14 protein-coding genes are annotated in these 17,144 nt (G+C 64.8%); 11 read left to right on the plus strand and 3 right to left on the minus strand.

All coding sequences use genetic code 11. The annotated features are described in order from the left end of the window. Positions 1-150: 150 nt before the first annotated feature. Positions 151-483, minus strand: coding sequence for a thioredoxin TrxA (gene trxA, locus ENJ37_02265; GenBank protein ID HHL39307.1), 333 nt, complete (start codon positions 481-483; stop codon positions 151-153). A 329-nt stretch (positions 484-812) separates the two neighbouring features. Here trxA and ENJ37_02270 point away from each other — a divergent pair, with 329 nt between their 5' ends. The 11 genes from ENJ37_02270 to ENJ37_02320 all read left to right on the plus strand — a co-directional run bounded on the left by ENJ37_02270 (position 813) and on the right by ENJ37_02320 (position 14,985). Further along, the gene (locus ENJ37_02270; GenBank protein HHL39308.1) at positions 813-1,121 is read left to right on the plus strand and encodes a hypothetical protein; all 309 of its coding nucleotides are present in this window, start codon (positions 813-815) and stop codon (positions 1,119-1,121) included. Between the two features lie 50 nt (positions 1,122-1,171). After that, entirely contained in the window at positions 1,172-3,400 is a 2,229-nt protein-coding gene (locus ENJ37_02275; protein HHL39309.1) for a hypothetical protein, read from the plus strand. Positions 3,401-3,604: 204 nt separating this feature from the next. Beyond that, a complete protein-coding gene (gene galU / locus ENJ37_02280; GenBank protein HHL39310.1) occupies positions 3,605-4,468 on the plus strand; it encodes a UTP--glucose-1-phosphate uridylyltransferase GalU in 864 nt (287 codons plus the stop codon). Between the two features lie 158 nt (positions 4,469-4,626). Next, positions 4,627-5,085: an Hsp20/alpha crystallin family protein gene (locus tag ENJ37_02285; protein HHL39311.1), complete on the plus strand. Its 459-nt coding sequence runs from the start codon at positions 4,627-4,629 to the stop codon at positions 5,083-5,085. Positions 5,086-5,203: 118 nt separating this feature from the next. Next, on the plus strand, positions 5,204-7,624 hold the full coding sequence (gene lon / locus ENJ37_02290; protein ID HHL39312.1) for an endopeptidase La: 2,421 nt from the start codon (positions 5,204-5,206) through the stop codon (positions 7,622-7,624). 5 nt (positions 7,625-7,629) lie between these two features. Continuing rightward, positions 7,630-8,733: a thiamine-phosphate kinase gene (gene thiL, locus ENJ37_02295; GenBank protein ID HHL39313.1), complete on the plus strand. Its 1,104-nt coding sequence runs from the start codon at positions 7,630-7,632 to the stop codon at positions 8,731-8,733. Between the two features lie 192 nt (positions 8,734-8,925). Further along, entirely contained in the window at positions 8,926-10,227 is a 1,302-nt protein-coding gene (locus ENJ37_02300; GenBank protein ID HHL39314.1) for a methyl-accepting chemotaxis protein, read from the plus strand. Between the two features lie 15 nt (positions 10,228-10,242). Beyond that, positions 10,243-10,689, plus strand: a complete 447-nt coding sequence (locus ENJ37_02305) for a hypothetical protein (protein ID HHL39315.1) — start codon at positions 10,243-10,245, stop codon at positions 10,687-10,689. A gap of 22 nt (positions 10,690-10,711) precedes the next feature. Beyond that, entirely contained in the window at positions 10,712-12,316 is a 1,605-nt protein-coding gene (locus tag ENJ37_02310) for a hypothetical protein (GenBank protein ID HHL39316.1), read from the plus strand. A gap of 13 nt (positions 12,317-12,329) precedes the next feature. Further along, entirely contained in the window at positions 12,330-13,076 is a 747-nt protein-coding gene (gene larB, locus ENJ37_02315) for a nickel pincer cofactor biosynthesis protein LarB (GenBank protein ID HHL39317.1), read from the plus strand. A 130-nt stretch (positions 13,077-13,206) separates the two neighbouring features. Further along, complete coding sequence (locus ENJ37_02320; GenBank protein HHL39318.1) at positions 13,207-14,985, plus strand: tetratricopeptide repeat protein; 1,779 nt, start codon at positions 13,207-13,209, stop codon at positions 14,983-14,985. Between the two features lie 213 nt (positions 14,986-15,198). Here the strand turns inward: ENJ37_02320 and ENJ37_02325 are convergent, their stop codons facing one another. Together ENJ37_02325 and fsa are read right to left on the minus strand one after the other, a co-directional pair. Continuing rightward, positions 15,199-16,185: a patatin gene (locus ENJ37_02325; protein ID HHL39319.1), complete on the minus strand. Its 987-nt coding sequence runs from the start codon at positions 16,183-16,185 to the stop codon at positions 15,199-15,201. Between the two features lie 32 nt (positions 16,186-16,217). Then, complete coding sequence (gene fsa, locus ENJ37_02330; GenBank protein ID HHL39320.1) at positions 16,218-16,862, minus strand: fructose-6-phosphate aldolase; 645 nt, start codon at positions 16,860-16,862, stop codon at positions 16,218-16,220. Positions 16,863-17,144 lie beyond the last annotated feature (282 nt).

A 17,144-nucleotide genomic window follows, 5' to 3' on the forward strand; every position in this document is an offset into this window, starting at 1 on the left:
ACTCCCTCCAAAAACTTTTAACGCCCTGCGGATCATCCCGATTTTGCTTGCAAAATCGGGATGATCCGCAGGGAATTAAAAGTCTTTGAAGGGGGTCTGGGGGAAACTTTCTACAGAAAGTTTCCCCCAGGGTAATTAATCAGAGCTTCCCTAAGCCTCGAGTCCCTTGTCGATGAGCTCCTTCACCTGACTCTTGGGCACGGCGCCCACCACCTGGTCGACGACCTTGCCGTTCTTGAAGAGTATGAGCGTCGGTATGCCGCGCACACCGTAGCGGCCAGGCGTGGCCGGGTTTTCATCGACGTTCATCTTGGCGAACTTGACCTTGCCGTCATAGGCCTCGGCCATCTCGTCGAGGATGGGCGCTATGGCCTTGCAGGGCGCGCACCATGTGGCCCAGAAGTCGACGAGCGCCGGTGTATCCGACTGGAGTATGGACGTCTCGAACGTCGAGTCCGTCACGTCCGCTATCTTCTCCGACAATTGAATCACTCCCTTCCGGTTTGGATTTCACGGCCGTGGAGGCAGGGGACGCCGGAAAGCCGGCCCTTCCCATCCACGCCCCTTCGTGGTCCCGGAGCTGAAAAGACCTTGTTTTTCCGAAAAATATAGACCAACCCCGCCCCGTTGTCAACATCTTTTACGGTCCGGGTCCGCCGTGGGTCTGCAAGGGCCCCGGCCGCTTCGGGACCCTCGCTGCGACTCTTTTCCCTTGACAGCCCCTGCGGGCCGAATACAAAATAGTGGGAACAGGAAGGGAGCCCGCCGGGTGAGCGAGGTCCCTTCGGGAACCGACGGGGTTTGCCACCGCCATGAAGGACCACACACTGCTTGAACTGCTCGAGGACGCGGCCCGCAAGCTCTCGATGAAGGTCGAATACGACGATTTGCGAAAGGGCGAGGTCAACACGCCGGGCGGCGCCTTCAGGCTCCGCGACGAGCGGCGGATCCTCATCCACAAGGGACTTTCGGCCGCCGAGAAGGCGGAGCTTCTGACCGAGATACTGTCAGACTTCGACACCGAGGCCGTGCACCTGCCCACCGAGGTACGCCGCAGGCTCGAAGAGGCGAGGGCCCGCAGCCGGGAGGCCGGAGAGAGCGGCGCGGGGCCGGCCGCCTGACGGTGCGAGCCGTGGCGCACGGGCCAGGCGCTACTCAAAGGAAGGGATTCATGTCACACCAGCTTCTCGACGGGCTCAACGAGCTGCAGCGCGCTGCCGTCACCTTCGGCGACGGCCCCCTTCTCGTCCTTGCCGGCGCCGGGAGCGGCAAGACGAGGGTGCTTACCAGCCGCATAGCGCGGCTCGTAAGCGAGGAAGGCGTCGAGCCGGGACGCATCCTGGCAGTCACCTTCACGAACAAGGCCGCCGGCGAGATGCGCTCGCGCATCGAGGAGCTCATAGGCGGCCACGCCCGCCACCTGTGGCTCGGCACGTTCCACGCCGTGGGGCTTCGCATACTGCGCAGCGCTATCCTGCGCAGCGGCGGGCCCGCTGAGCTCACCATCTACGGCGACGACGAGCAGCTCGCTCTGGTGAAGGAGGTCTTCGCCGAGCTCGGCCTGAGCGACAAGGCGCTTTCGCCGCGGGCCGTGCTCTCGCGCATAAGCCAGGCCAAGAACGAGGGGCTCGGCCCGGCCGAGTTCGCCGCCTCGGCCTCCGACTTCTTCGGCGAGAGGGTCGCAAAGGTCTACGACCTCTACCAGCGAAAGCTCCGCGCCATGAGGGCCTACGACTTCGGCGACCTGCTCTGCGAGCCCGTAAGGCTTCTGCGCGAGGACGGAGAGCTTCTCGAAAGCTACAGCCGCCGCTTCCGCCACATACTGATAGACGAGTTCCAGGACACCAACCGCGTGCAGCACACCCTCACGACCATGCTCGCCTCGGCCCACCGCAACGTCTGCGCCGTCGGCGACCCGGACCAGTCGATCTACGCCTGGAGGGGCGCCGACATAAGAAACATACTCGACTTCGAGAAGACGTACCCCGACGCCACGGTGCTGCGCCTGGAGCAGAACTACCGCTCCACGAGGACCATACTCCAGGCGGCCAACTCCGTCATAGCCCGAAACCGCGGCCGCTTCGAAAAGACCCTGTGGACCGACAACGACCACGGCGAGCCCGTCACCTACGAGGAGGCCCGCGACGAATACCACGAGGCCGAGCTCGTCGCCGCCGCCGTCCGGGAGCTGGCCGCCGCAGGCGAGCCCTACCGCTCGATGGCCGTCTTCTACAGGACCAACGCCCAGTCGCGGGTGCTCGAGGAGCGCTTCATGCGCGAGGGGCTGCCCTACACCATCGTCGGGGGACTCAAGTTCTACGACAGGATGGAGATAAGGGACGTGCTCGCCTACCTGCGCGTGGCGGCCAACAGAAGCGACGCCGTGAGCCTTGGCCGCATAGTCAACACCCCGCCGCGGGGGGTGGGAAAGACGACGATGGAGCGCGTGCGGGAGCTGGCGGGCAGGCGCGGCCTCACCCTCTACGACGCCTTCGTCCGGGCCGCCGAAGAGGGGCTCTTCAGGAAGGGCGGGAAGGTGAAGCGCCTTTTGGAGTGTTTCGAGGACTTCACCGTGGCCCACGGCCGCAGGGAGGCGCCGCTCCACGAGCTCGCCCTCAGGCTGCTCGAGGACTGCGGCTACATGGAGATGTGGCTCGCCCAGCGAAGCGACGAGGCCATGGAGCGCGTGGAGAACATCTACGAGTTCCTCTCGGCCGCAAGGGACTTCGAGGCGGCCAACCCCGAGGCCGGCCTCGACGACTTCCTCGACCACGTCTCGCTCATAAGCGACATCGACACCTACGACGAAGAGGCCGACAGGGTGACGCTCATGACCGTGCACGCCGCCAAGGGGCTCGAGTTCCCCCACGTCTTCATCATAGGGCTCGAGGAGGGGCTCTTCCCCCACTCGCGCTCCATGGACAGCGAAGAGGACGTGGAAGAGGAGCGAAGGCTCTTCTACGTGGCCATGACCAGGGCCGAGCGCCGCCTCCACCTCCTTTCGGCCTCGTCGCGCTCGCTCTTCGGCGAGACGCGCTACCAGTTGCGCTCGCGCTTTGTCGACGAGATAGCGCCGCAGTTTCTCGAGGTGAGGCGCGGGGAAAGGGCCCCGGCCCCTTCCCCGCCGCGGACCTTCGGCGGCGACGAGCCGTACTACACGAGCGACGGCGCCGACGCCGTCTTCCCCCCCGAGAGCGCCTATGTGGACGAACCGGCCGGACCGTCCCTCGATACGGCCTGGTGCGTGGGCGCCCTGGTGCGCCACCCGAGCTTCGGCGTGGGCACCATAAAGGCCCGCGAGGGCGCCGGCGAACAGACGAGGCTCACCGTCAAGTTCCGCGGCGCCGGCGTAAAGAAACTCTACCTCAAGTACGCCGCCCTCGAGCCCCTCTCGCCGTAACGGCGGCCCGTCACTTCACCCCGGCCCCGCGCGGCGCACGCGGCGCGCGGTGTCGGAAGCGGCCCGCCGCGAGGTCCGCTTCCCCCGCCCCGCGCCTGCCCTCGGGGGTGTCGAAGAGACCTCTTCAGAAAAAGACGCCGCCGACGGCGGTTTTTTTCACACTCCCTTGACTTCCACGAAAAAAGCGAATATTATGGGCTTGTTATGAAGGTGCGCAAGGCAGTCTTTCCCGCCGCGGGGCTGGGCACGAGATTTCTGCCCGCCTCCAAGGCCGTTCCCAAGGAGATGTTCCCCCTCGTCGACAAGCCGCTCATCCAGTACGGCGTCGAGGAGGCGCTGGCCTCGGGCATACGGGACATCATAGTCATAACGGCCATGGGAAAGGGCGCCATCGAGGACCACTTCGACAGGTCCGTGCAGCTCGAGCAGGCGCTCGACGCAAAGGGCAAGTCCCATGCGCTCAAAGAGCTGCGCGACATCTCGGACGCCTCGAACTTCGTCTACACGCGCCAGAAAGAACAGCTCGGGCTCGGTCACGCCGTGCTCTGCGCCAGGGAGATCGTCGGGCGCGAACCCTTCGCCGTCTTCCTGGGCGACGACATAATCGACGCCGAGGTGCCGGCCATGAAGCAGATGCTCGGCGTCTTCGAAGAGTACGGCGGCGCCGCCGTCGTAGCCGTCCAGCAGGTGCCACGCAGCCAGGCCCACATGTACGGCATAGTGGCAGGCGAAAAGGTGGGCGAGAGGACCTGGAAGGTCACGGAGATGGTCGAGAAGCCCAGGGGGACGCCGCCATCGACGCTGGCCGTCATAGGTCGGTACATACTCGCGCCGAGAATATTCGACATCCTCGACGCCACCGGACGGGGGGCGGGCGGCGAGATCCAGCTCACCGACGCCATCGGAACACTCGCCGCCGAAGAAGACGTCTACGCCTACGAGTTCGAGGGAGACCGCTACGATGCGGGCGACAAGCTCGGCTTTCTCAAGGCCAACATCGCCCTCGCCATGAAACGCCCCGACTTCGGAAGAGAGCTTCGCCGCTTCATCGAGGGGCTCGTCGGGTGACGTGCCGCCCGCGCGCAGCGGCGCCCACTGTTTTACGGGGAAACTCCGATTGACCGCCCCGAAGAGACCTTCTTGAAAGAGGGGTCGCGCACGATCTTCCCGCGGCAACCGGAGCGCCCCCGCCGGTACCGGGCCTTTGTGCCCAGGGGACACACGCCATGGCCAAGCAGTCCAGCAACAGACCGCCGGGTTCTTCCGCCGCCGAGACGGAGGGGATGTTGAAGTTCTTCGTCGAACGCATCGAGCACATGCTCCAGAACTCGGAGAGCGAGCCCATAAACCAGATTCCCAACGTGGACATGTACTCATCGCCCTCCCGTCTGACCATCGAGGTCGAGATGCCGGGGGTGAGGCGCGAGGACATAGACGTCGCCATCTACAGAAACACCCTGATCGTCAAGGGGCTCAAGTACGAGTGCTTCGAGGACAACAAGGTCAACTACGTCTGCATGGAAAGGACGTTCGGAAGGATTTACAGGGCCATAGAGTTCCCCTTCCCCGTCGATACGGTGAGGATAAAGGCCGTCTACAAGGACGGCATACTCCACGTAACCATGCCGAGGGTCGAGGACAAACGGGGGCTGCCCAAGAGCGTGCCCGTTGAAACCAAAGATTAGGGAAGCTCCGATTTATTGCACTGAGGGAACCTTTTTATAAAGGTTCCCCCAGGGTGATTAAGAAGGTTCCCTCAGGACAAATAATCAACCGGAGTTTCCTTGGAGAGGACGTCTTTATATGGAAGAAAGAGAATTCAGGGACGACGAGCAGCTTATCATACCTGAGACCCTCCCGCTTCTGCCCATCAGGGACGTAGTCGTCTTTCCATTCATGATAGTGCCTCTCTTCGTTGGGAGGGACAAGTCCATAAACGCCGTCGACGCGGCGCTCACCAGGGACCGCCTCATCTTCATGGCCACCCAGAAGGACGTCTCCGACGAGGAGCCCGAGCCCGAGGACCTCTATACCTTCGGCACGGTGGGCATGATAATACGGATGCTCAAGCTCCCCGACGGGAGGGTGAAGATCCTCGTGCAGGGCATAACGCGCGCCCGGATAAACACCTTTCTCCAGACCTCGCCGAGCTTCACCGTCGATATCACGAAGGTCCAGGAGCCCCAGACACAGCAGATACCCGTCGAGGTCGAGGCCCTCATGCGCACGGTGCGCGAGCAGCTCGAGAAGCTCTCGTCGCTGGGCAAGATGATCTCGCCCGAAATAATGATGGTCCTCGAGAACATCCACGACCCCGGACGGCTGGCCGATCTCGTGGCCGCCAACCTGGGCCTCAAGATCGAGGACGCCCAGAAGGTTCTCGAGACGCTCGATCCCGTCGAAAGGCTCCGCAGCGTCAACGACTATCTCCTCAAGGAGCTCCAGGTGGCCCAGATGCAGGCCAAGATACAGAGCCAGGCCAAGGAGGAGATGGACCGCAACCAGCGCGAGTACTACCTGCGCGAGCAGATGCGGGCCATAAAGAACGAGCTCGGCGACATAGAAGAGGTCAGCGAGGAGATCGAGGAGTTCCGCGAGAAGATCGCCAGGGCCAAGATGCCGCCGGAGGTGGAGAAAGAGGCGCTCAAACAGGCCGACCGCCTCGAGATGATGCACCCCGACGCCAGCGAGGCGGCCATCATCAGGACCTACCTCGAGTGGCTCGTCGATCTGCCGTGGTCGAAGTTCACGCGCGACCGCCTCGACCTCGAAAAGGCCCGCAAGGTCCTCGACGAGGACCACTACGACCTCGAAAAGGTCAAGGAGCGCATACTCGAGTACCTTGCCGTAAGGAAGCTGCAGAAGAAGACCAAGGGCCCCATACTCTGCTTCGTCGGCCCTCCGGGCGTGGGCAAGACGTCGCTGGGGCGCTCCATAGCGCGCGCCATAGGCCGCAAGTTCGTGAGGATATCTCTCGGCGGCGTAAAGGACGAGGCCGAGATACGGGGGCACAGGCGCACCTACGTGGGGGCCCTGCCTGGCCGCATCATACAGGGGATGAAACAGGCCGGCTCGCGCAACCCCGTCTTCATGATGGACGAGATCGACAAGATCGGCATGGACTTCCGCGGGGACCCGTCGTCGGCGCTCCTCGAGGTGCTCGACCCGGAGCAGAACAACGCCTTCAGCGACCACTACCTCAACGTGCCCTTCGACCTCTCGCGCTGCATGTTCATCACCACGGCCAACCTCATAGACCCGATCCCCGGACCGCTCAAGGACAGGATGGAGGTCATCGACATACCGGGCTACACCGAGGAGGACAAGCTCGAGATAGCGAAAAAATACATCGTTCCGCGCCAGACGAAGGAGAACGGCCTGAGCGAGTCGCTGGTGCAGATACCGGACAGGACCCTCAAGAAGGTCATCTCCGAGTACACCAGGGAGGCGGGGCTTCGCAACCTCGAGCGCCAGATCGCGTCGCTGTGCCGCAAGGTGGCCATGAAGGTCGCCTCCGGCAAGAAGGAGATGACCGTCATAACGCCGCGCATGCTCGGCGAGATGCTCGGCCCCCCGCGCTTCCTCCCCGAGACCGAACAGGCGGCCGGCGAGCCCGGTGTAGCCACGGGCCTTGCCTGGACGCCCGTGGGCGGAGAGATACTCTACATAGAGGCCACCGTCATGAAGGGCCGCGGCCAGCTCACCCTTACGGGTCAGCTCGGCGACGTCATGAAGGAGAGCGCCCAGGCGGCCTTCAGCTACACCCGCTCCCGGGCCTCCCAGTTCGGCCTGGAGGCCGACTTCTACAAGAACCTGGACATACACATCCACGTGCCGGCCGGCGCCATACCCAAGGACGGCCCCTCGGCGGGCATCACCATGGCCGCCGCCCTCATATCGGCCATAACGCAGACGCCGCTGAAGAAGGACGTGGCCATGACGGGCGAGATAACCCTTCGCGGCAGGGTCCTGCCCGTGGGCGGCATAAAGGACAAGTGCCTTGCCGCGCTGCGGGCCAAGATACAGACGGTCATACTGCCCGAGAAGAACCGCAAGGACCTCGACGAGATACCGAAGAAGATGAGGCGCAAGCTCAACTTCGTGCTCGTAAGCCACATGGACGAGGTCGTGGACGTGGTCTTCGCCTCATCTCCCTTCAAGGAGGCGCCGAAAAAGACCGCCAAGCCGGCTCCCCGCAAGAAGGCCGGGGGGGTCAGGGTCTGAGGGCCGTGAAGCTCGGGGCTCTCGGCGAGGGTCCCCTGGTGGACGGGCTACGCCGGCGGTTTCAGCCCCGGAAAGACGGCCGCGTGGTCATGGCCATGGGCGACGACACGGCCGTGACGACCGAGCGGCCGGACCGCGTGCTCCTTGCGACGACCGACACGCTCGTCGAGGACGTCCACTTCGCGCCCTCCTATACGAGCCCCTTCCTGCTGGGCCGCAAGGCCGTGAGCGTATCGCTCTCGGACATCGCGGCCATGGGGGGCGAGCCGCTCTTCCTCCTTGCAAGCCTCGTCGTGGCGCCCGACAGGGAAAAAGAGTTCATAGACGCACTCTACGACGGCATGGCCTCGGTCATGGAGCCGCACGGCGTGGAGCTTGTGGGCGGCAACACCTGCGCCGGCGACGGTCCCATGGCCGTAACGACCACCGTTCTCGGCGAGGCGGCGGCGGGGGAGGTCGTCTACCGCCGCGGCGCCTCTGTGGGCGACGACGTATACGTGACGGGCACACCCGGCGACTCGGCCCTGGGGCTGCGCTACCTGCGCGAGCTCGGCCGCGCGGCGCTGGAGGCGGCGGGCCCCGTGCGCGAGGCCGCCTTCCGTCACCTCGACCCCACGCCCCGCGTGGCCGCCGGCGCCCTCCTTGCGCGCCGGCGCGCGGCTACGGCCATGATAGACATAAGCGACGGAGTGCTTCTCGACCTCGGCCGCCTCTGCCGCGAGAGCGGCGTGGGCGCCGTCGTCGAGGAGGGGCGCTTTCCTCTCTCGCGCGCCATGGAGGCCCACGCCGAGGCGGGCGGCGAGACCGCGCCGCTCATCCTCGCAGGCGGCGAGGACTACGAGCTCCTATTCACGGCGCCGCCCGACAAGGCCCCCATGGTGCGGGAGATCGCCTCGCAGACGGGGCTCGCCGTCCGCGCCGTGGGCAGGATCGTGGACAGCCGCGAAGGCGTTGCGGCGCTCGACCGCCGCGGCCGCCCCATCGAGATCGCGCAGACCGGATTCGACCACTTCGGGAGTCGCCCCCTCCCGCCTTGTGTTGACTTGCCCCGCAAAGACGTCTATAATTACCCCTCGAACAGCCGACGAAACTCCGGGCAACCATCCTGAGGAAACCTTTCGAAAGGGGGTCGCCGCCCCACGTCAGCCCCCTGCAGCCACGGTTGCCTCGGACTCCCACGCCCTCGGGCTCCTCCCTCTTTCGCTGCGCGAAAGAGGGAGGAGCCCGAGGGCGTTAAAAAATCCCTGAATGGTGTCGGGCGGAAACCTCCTGCCGGAAGTTTCCGCCGAGGATATCGTCATATGGCCATACGGGTCCCGCTGGGCTACAAGTTCATACTGGGCTTTATCGCCGTAGTGGCGACGGCGGCCTTCGTCCCCGCCGTCGTGGCGAAGACGGGCATGGCCGAGTGGCTCAAGCCCACGGTGAGCTTTCTCTCGGCCATACTCATAGGGCTCATCGTGGGGCACCTCTTCACCCGCGCCTTCACCAGGGACTTCAACCACCTCACGGCCATGGCCCGCAAGATAAGCCACGGCGAGCTCGGCACGGCCACCAACGGGCACTTCGACTCCAAGGTGCTGCGTGACGAGACCTCGGACCTGGCCGAGTCCATCGACGCCATGGCCAGCGAGCTGAGGGAGATCGTCCTCCACGTGAAGAAGACGGCCCAGGAGCTCGCCGAGGCCCACGAGACCTTCAACGGCGTGGTGGCCAGGGGGCACGAGACGGCCCGCGAGATCGTCGCGGGCACCTCGAAGATATTCGACGGCGCGCTCGAGCAATCGCACCACGTGGACACGGCGTCGAAAAAGGTGGAGGAGATGGCCGCACTGGCCGAGGACGTGTCCGTCAAGGTCACCGACGCGGCCCGCTCGCTACAGAAGGTCAACGCCATAGTGGTGAAGGGGGTCGCCGCCTCGGGCTCGGTCATCGAGAAGATAGAGAGCATCTTCGGCGGCATCGAAAAGACCGAGGCCGCGGCCAAGAGGCTCGAGGACAAGCTCAACGACATCCCCAGGATCCTGGACGTCATAACCCACATCTCGCGCCAGACCGACCTCCTGGCCCTCAACGCCACCATCGAGGCGTCCAAGGCCGGCGAGCACGGGCGGGGATTCGCCATGGTGGCCGAAGAGGTGCGCCGCTTCGCCGACAACACCAACCGCAGCGTCGACGACGTCTCGCGCATCGTCAAGGAACTGCGCATCGAGGTCGAACGCGTCGTCTCCACGGCCGCCGGCGGCGCCACATTCCTCAAGTACGGCCGAGACGACACGCGCAAGATCCGCGACATACTGGAGAACATAAACGACTACTCCACCGACGTGGCCGAGAGGGCCGGGCTCGTGCTGGGGGTCACGGAAAGACAGAAGGAGATGGCGCGGGAGTCGGTGGAGAAGATGCGCATGGTCGCCGACATAGCCCAGGACAACCTGACCGGCACCGAGCGGGTCGAGGGATTGGTGGAGAAGCACGGGGCGATCATGGAAGAGACCCTCAAGGCCTCGGCCGAGCTTTCGGCCCTCTCCCGCTCGCTCACCGAGCTCGTGGCCCGCTTCAAGGTCGAGGCGGCGGACTACGGCGAAGGCGCTCGGAGCTGAGCAGAGGGCGGCGCCATGGTTTCGGCACAAGACCTCTTCGTCTTCCATATGGGCGGAAGGACCCTGGCCATAGAGACGGCCCTCGTGGAGACGGTCGTCGACGGCGAGAGGACGTTTTTCGTTCCCGGCGGGGGCGGAGTGGTGCGGGGCGTGACGAGCCACAGGGGCGAGCTCGTCGCCGTAGCGGACCTGCCGGCGCTCTTCGGCGCGGCGGACGAGGCGGCCGAGAGGTCAAGCAAGACGGTCATAGCCGCCGCCGGCAGCCACCATATCGGTCTCTACATCGGCCGGGCCTTCTCCACCCTCCTGTGGAAGGAGGAGCTGGCCGGCGCCGGGGTCGAAGAGGGGAGGGGCCCCTTCTCGATGCGCTTCAGGCGCGAGGACGGCGCCATCGACGTCATCGACGCCGTCGCCGTCTTCGAGAGGGCCGCGGCGGCTCTCTCGGCGGCGTCACGCTCCTGAGGCGGCGCCAGCGCGGGCTTGCATGGACACTTCGAAGTTCAAGTCCATATTCGTCCAGGAGGCCAACGAACACCTCTCGGGCATCGAAAAGAGGCTCCTCGAGATCGACGGAGGCGGCCGCGACCCCGCCATAGTGGACGCCCTCTTCCGGCACTACCACTCGCTCAAGGGGATGGGCGCCACCATGGGCTACGCCGTCATCCAGCGGCTCGCCCACGCCCAGGAGGACCTTCTCGAGCCTCTGCGCGAGGAAGGACGCACCCCCGCCGGGCCGCTCGTCGACAGGCTCTTCAGGGCGCTCGACGTCATGAAGGACATGGTGCGCCGGGTGGAGGAGGAGAGGCCGCTGCCCCCCGGAACCGAGATCGAGCCCCTGCTACGCGCACTCGCCGGCGGCGAGGAGCCGGCCCCGGCCGGGCCGCAGGGGGACGGCCGGGGCGCGCAGGTAGCTCTGTCGAGGACCATGAAGGTCGACGTATCGGTCTTCGACGAGCTCCTCGAGGCGACCGGCGAGCTCTACACATTCCTTGCGCCGCTCAAGGCCATGGCCCAGGAGTCGGGCTCGCTGTGGACGAGGGAACTGCTCCACCGTCTCGGCAAGGTGGCCGACAGGCTTCACGAAAGCATCCTCGAGGCGAGGATGCTCCCCGTCGGGGACCTGGCCGACAAGCTCCCGCGGGTGGCGCGCGACGCGGCGGCGGGCACGGGCAAGGATGTGGCCGTGGAGATAAGGGGCGGCCACATAAAGATGGATCGGGCCGTGCTGGCCGAGATCGCCGATCCCCTGGTCCATATAACGAGAAACGCCGTCCGTCACGGCATAGAGCCGCCCCAGGCGCGCCGGGCCGCCGGAAAGAGTCCCAGGGGGGTCGTGACGGTGAGGGCCTTCAGGAAAAAGGACCGGGTCGTCGTGGAGGTGAGCGACGACGGCGCCGGCATAGACGTCGAAAAGGTCAGGGAGAGGGCCGTTGCCCTGGGCATGGACGCCGGGCGCGTAAGGGCCATGGATCGCCGCGAGGCGCTCCGGCTCATCTGCCTGCCAGCGCTCAGCCTCGCCGACGAGGTCGACGAGGTCTCGGGACGGGGCGTGGGGATGGACGTGGTGAAGAGGACGGTCGAGGCCGTGGGCGGCAGTCTCGATATCGAGAGCGTGCCGGGACGGGGCAGCCGCTTCACGCTCGAGCTGCCGCGCGCGACGACGATCACGAGGACGCTCCTCGTCCACATAGGCGGCGAGCCCTTCCTGGTGCCCATCTCACGGATCGAGAAGGTCGTCGAGCTCGACGTCGCCCGAGCCGGAGGGGGCGCGATAGAGTACGACGGCGGGGCGGTGGAGATCGTCGACGGCGCACGGCTCTTCGGCCTGCCGGCAAGAGGGGAGGCCGCCTCCAGGGCCGCCCTCGTCCTTCTCGCCGATTGCGGACCGGAGGGGACGAAACCCTTAGCCGTGGCCGTAGACGACTTCGGCGCCGAGACCAACGCGCTCATAAAGCCGCTCAAGCCGCCGTTGACGGGACTGAGAGCCATATCGGGCGTTACGGTCCTGGGCGACGGCAGACCGGCCTACCTCGTTGATGTGGCGGCCCTGGGCACGCTCGCAGGCGGCGCAGAGGGCCCGGCGCAGTGACCGGCGCAGTGAGATGAACGTCGATGAGCTGAAAAAGATGCTGACCGAGCTGCGCCAGGGCCGTATCGATGTGGATGCCGCCGTGGAGAGGCTCAGGGTCCTGCCCTTCGAGGAGCTCGAGCACGCCACCATCGACACGCACCGCTCGCTTCGCCAGGGCTTTCCCGAGGTCGTCTTCGGAGAGGGCAAGACGGCGGCCCAGATAGAGGCCATAGCGGCGGCCATGACGGGGCGCGGCGAAAACGTGCTCGTCACGCGGGTGGACTACGACAAGGGCGCTACGCTCGTGAAGAGGCTGGAGAAGGCCCGCTACGACGCCCTCTCGAGGACGCTCTTCATCGAGACCAGGCCGGTGGAGGAGAGGGGAAAGGGCACGGTGCTCGTGCTCTGCGCCGGCACCTCCGACGTTCCTGTGGCCGAAGAGGCCGCCCTCACGGCCACCTACATGGGCAACCGCGTGGAGCGGCTCTACGATGTGGGTGTAGCCGGCATCCACAGGCTGCTCCACAAAAAGGACGCCGTCATGGGGGCCAACGTGCTCGTCGTCGTGGCCGGCATGGAAGGGGCCCTGCCAAGCGTGGTCGCGGGCCTTGTGTCAAGACCGGTCGTGGCCGTGCCCACGAGCGTGGGCTACGGCGCAAACCTCGGAGGGCTGACCACACTGCTGGCCATGCTCAACTCATGCGCCTCCGGCGTGTCGGTCGTCAATATCGACAACGGCTTCGGCGCCGCATACGTGGCGAGTCTCATAAACAGATAACCGCTGACAGGGGGGCTTTCCCGACAGGGCCCGCGGGCCCGCGCCACCCCTCGACACAAGGGTTCCCCGACGACCGGGTACGGCGGGAACACGACAACCCGTAAGGAAAATCCAAGGAGGAAGAGTCAAGATGGATCTCAGCCCGCTCTTTTTCGTAGCCGTCGGCGGCCTGCTCGGCGCTTTCGTGGCAGGCTCGATACTCTACTTCGTCTTCGAGTCGCGCAACCAGACGCTTTCGAAGGGAATGCTCGCCCTGTCGGCCAAGAACGCCGACAAGCTGCTCGAAAAGGGTCTTTACGACGACGCCCTCTCCATATACAGAAACGTGCTCCAGGAGCTTCGCCGCGAAAACGATCCCGGCCTCTACGGCCGCGTGCTCAACAACATGGGCATGTGTCTTTACCACCTCGCCTCGAAGGGCGAGAAGAAGGAGAACCTCGAGAAGGCCGTCTCGGCCTTCGAGCAGGCGCTCAAGGTCCTCCGGCCCGACACCCACCCCGAGGATTACGCCTCGCTCAAGAACAACCTGGGCAACGCCTTCAGCGCCCTCGCCGAGATAACCGACCGCGAGGAGAACCTGAGGAAGGCCATGGCCTGCTACGAGGATGCCCTGAAGATCAGGACCGTCGAGAAGCACCCGGTGGACCACGCCATGACGCAGAACAACCTGGGCAACCTCCACAGCACCCTGGCCAGAACGAGCGAGGGAGAGGAGGAGATACGCAAGGCCATAGCCGCTTACGAAGAGGCCCTTCGCATCTTCGACGAGGTGGGGGACCGGGAGAACTACGCGGCGGCGCAGAACAACCTGGCCGTAGCCTACCGGGTCCTCTCGGAGAAGACCGACCGCGAGGAGAACCTGAGGCGCGCCATTGCCGCCTGCGAGAAGGCCCTCGAGGTGCGCACGCCGGACGAATACCCCGCCGAGTACGCCGCCACCCAGAACAACCTGGCCAACGCCTACCGGGCGCTCGCCGAGACAACCGACCGCGAGGAGAACCTGAGGCGCGCCCTCGCGGCCTGCAACGAGGCGCTGAGGGTCAAGACCGCCGAGGCGAGCCCCGACGACTACGCCGCCATGGAGCAGAACCTGGGAAGCATCCTGACGGCCATATCGGGCGCCGACAACCTCAAGCGCGCCATCGAGTCCTTCAAACAGGCCCTTAAGGTGAGGACGGCCGACAAGTATCCGCTCGACTACGCCTCCATTCACAACGACCTCGGCAACGCCCTCTCGGCCCTGGCCGCCCTTGGCGAATCTCCGGAGGAGAACCTCAAGGCCGCTGTGGAGGCCTACAAGAAGGCCCTGACCATAAGGACGGCCGACGAGCACCCGGCCGATTTCGCCGCAACCATCCAGAACCTCGGCAACGCCTATCTCGAACTCTCGGCCATAGAGGACACGGAGGAAAACCTCATAGAGGCCGTGGCCGCGCTCGAAGAGGCCGTCAAGATAAGGACGGCCGAGAAGAATCCAGAGGGGTACGCCATCACCAAGTCGAAGCTCGGCGACGCCTACCGCAAGCTGGCCGAGGCGTCGGCGCTGGACGAGTACAGGGAGAAGGCCGTGGCGGCCTACGAGGAGTCGGTGGCCCACCTCTCGCCGGAGAGCGGACCGGCGCTCTTTGCCGCCACCCACAACAGCCTGGGGCTCGCCTACGGCTCGCTCTCGGCCGTGCGCGACCGCGAGGAGAACCTCTCGAAGGCCATATCGGCCTTCGAACGCGCCCTCACGGTCAGGACCGGCGAGAAGATGCCGCTGGAATACGCCGAGACACGCCGCAACATGGGAGCGGCCTACAAGGAACTCTCCGGCTCGCAAGACAGGGAAGAAAACCTGCTCAAGGCCCTCGAAAGCTACGAAGAGGCCCTCAAATACTCCCTCACCCTCAAGGCCCTCAAAGGCTGACACCTTAAATTCCCTGAGGGAACCTTTTTGTAAAAAGGTTCCCTCAGACTCCCTCCAAAAACTTTTAATGCGAGTTGGTTTCCCCCTGTTTTGCCAAGGCAAAACAGGGGGAAACCAACTCGTATTGAAAGTCTTTGAAGGGGGTCTGGGGGAAACTTTCTACAGAAAGTTTCCCCCAGGATATTTGAATACCCGTCGCCATATCCGGCGGGCCTAATCGGTTTTTCTTTGCTTACTTTCTTTTTTTCCAAAAAGGAAGTAAGAGGCTTCGCGGTAGCCCTGGGCTATGGCATGGGCGGCGCGGCTGAACTCGAGGAATCCGACGTCCACTTTCGGCGCTATGACGAGGTCGGGCCGGTCAAGCCGCAGCCTGGTCTCGCATATCTGCCGTTCCATGATATAGATGGAGTCGACGAGGACGTCGAAGATATTGGGCGTGCCCTCGTCGGACAGCCAGCGGCGTATCTGGTCTACCGCCCTGATGTTGAGGCGGCCGAGCCGTTTTTCGAGCTCGACGAGTATGGCGGGTCTTGTGGGGGCGTCGGAGGCCGGGGGCGTCCGGGCGGCGCGTCTTTCGCCGCCGCGTCCGGCGCCGCCGGGCATGGGATCGACGGCTATTATGTAGCCGGCCCCCATCTCGCGCACGGCGCTCACGGGCACGGGGTTGACGATGCCTCCGTCGGCGAGCACCATGGAGCCGTGTCTTACGGGAGTGAAGATTCCGGGTATGGATATGCTCGCCCTTATGGCCTCTATGAGGTCGCCGCTGCGCAGGACCACCTCTTTGCCGCTTACAAGGTCAGTGGAGACGGCGGCGAAGGGGATGTCCAGCTCTTCGATCTTCGAGGCCTTCACGTGGCTTCTGATGAAGTCGGCGACCTTTTTGCCGTCTATGAGGCCCGAGCTGGGGAATACGATGTCGAAGAAGCCGAGTATCTGGCGCCAGTCGAGCCCCATGGCCACCTTTTTGAGCTCGGCGAGTCCGCCGGAGGCGTAGACGGCGCCGACGAGCGCGCCCATGCTCGTGCCGGCGATGAAATCCACCTCCATACCCGCCTCGTCCATGGCCTCGAGGACGCCGATGTGGGCCCAGCCGCGGGCAGAGCCTCCGCCGAGGGCGAGTCCCACGCCACGGCCTTCAGCGCCGGGCGCGGTCTTTCGGCCTTGCCGGCCCCGCTGCGGCCCAGGACGGTCCTTCATGCCGCGCAATCCTTTATGCCCCGGGGGCTGCTTCAGGTGGGCACCTTCTCCCAGTCCTTGAGGAAGCGTTCTATGCCTATGTCTGTTAGCGGATGGGAGGCGAACTGGCGCAGCACCTTGAAGGGCACCGTGGCTATGTGGGCGCCTATCATGGCGGCGTCGAGGACGTGAAGGGGGTTTCTTACGCTCGCCACGATTATCTCGGTGGTGAATCCGTAGTTCTCGTAGATGGTCAGGACCTGTTCTATGAGGCTCATCCCCTGATGGGAGACGTCGTCGAGACGGCCGATGAAGGGACTCACGTAGGTGGCGCCGGCCTTGGCGGCGAGAAGGGCCTGGAGCGGCGAGAAGATGAGCGTCACGTTTGTCTTCACGCCCTCGGAGCTCAGGGTCTTGACGGCGGCGAGGCCTTCGAGGGTGAGGGGTATCTTGACGACGATGTTGTCGTGGATCCCGGCGAGACGGCGGGCCTCCTCGACGAGGCCGTCCCTGTCGCTGCTCACCGCCTCGGCGCTCACGGGACCGTCGACGACCGAGCAGATCTCGCGTATCACCTCCTCGAAGGGACGGTTCTCCCGGGCCACCAGCGTGGGGTTGGTCGTCACGCCGTCGAGCAGTCCCCAACCGGCTGCCTGGCGTATCTCGTCTATGTTGGCCGTGTCGATGAAAATCTTCATATCACAATCACCTCTCGGGATTTCGTGGCTCGACGGCCAAGACCGCCGGAGCCCGTTTTCAACAACCCCCAAAGCCGCCAAAAAACCTTGACTTGAGACGAATACTGTGAGAATATTTAAGAAATTCTGATTAATTACCTGGGGGAAACTTTCTGTAGAAGGGCCACAGGCCCACGTTTCCCCCAGCCCCCCTTCAAAGACTTTCAATACGAGTTGGTTTCCCCCTGTTTTGCCTGGCAAAACAGGGGGAAACCAACTCGCATTAAAAGTTTTTGGAGGGAG

This window comes from Deltaproteobacteria bacterium (assembly GCA_011375175.1).
Taxonomy (GTDB): domain Bacteria; phylum Desulfobacterota; class GWC2-55-46; order GWC2-55-46; family DRME01; genus DRME01.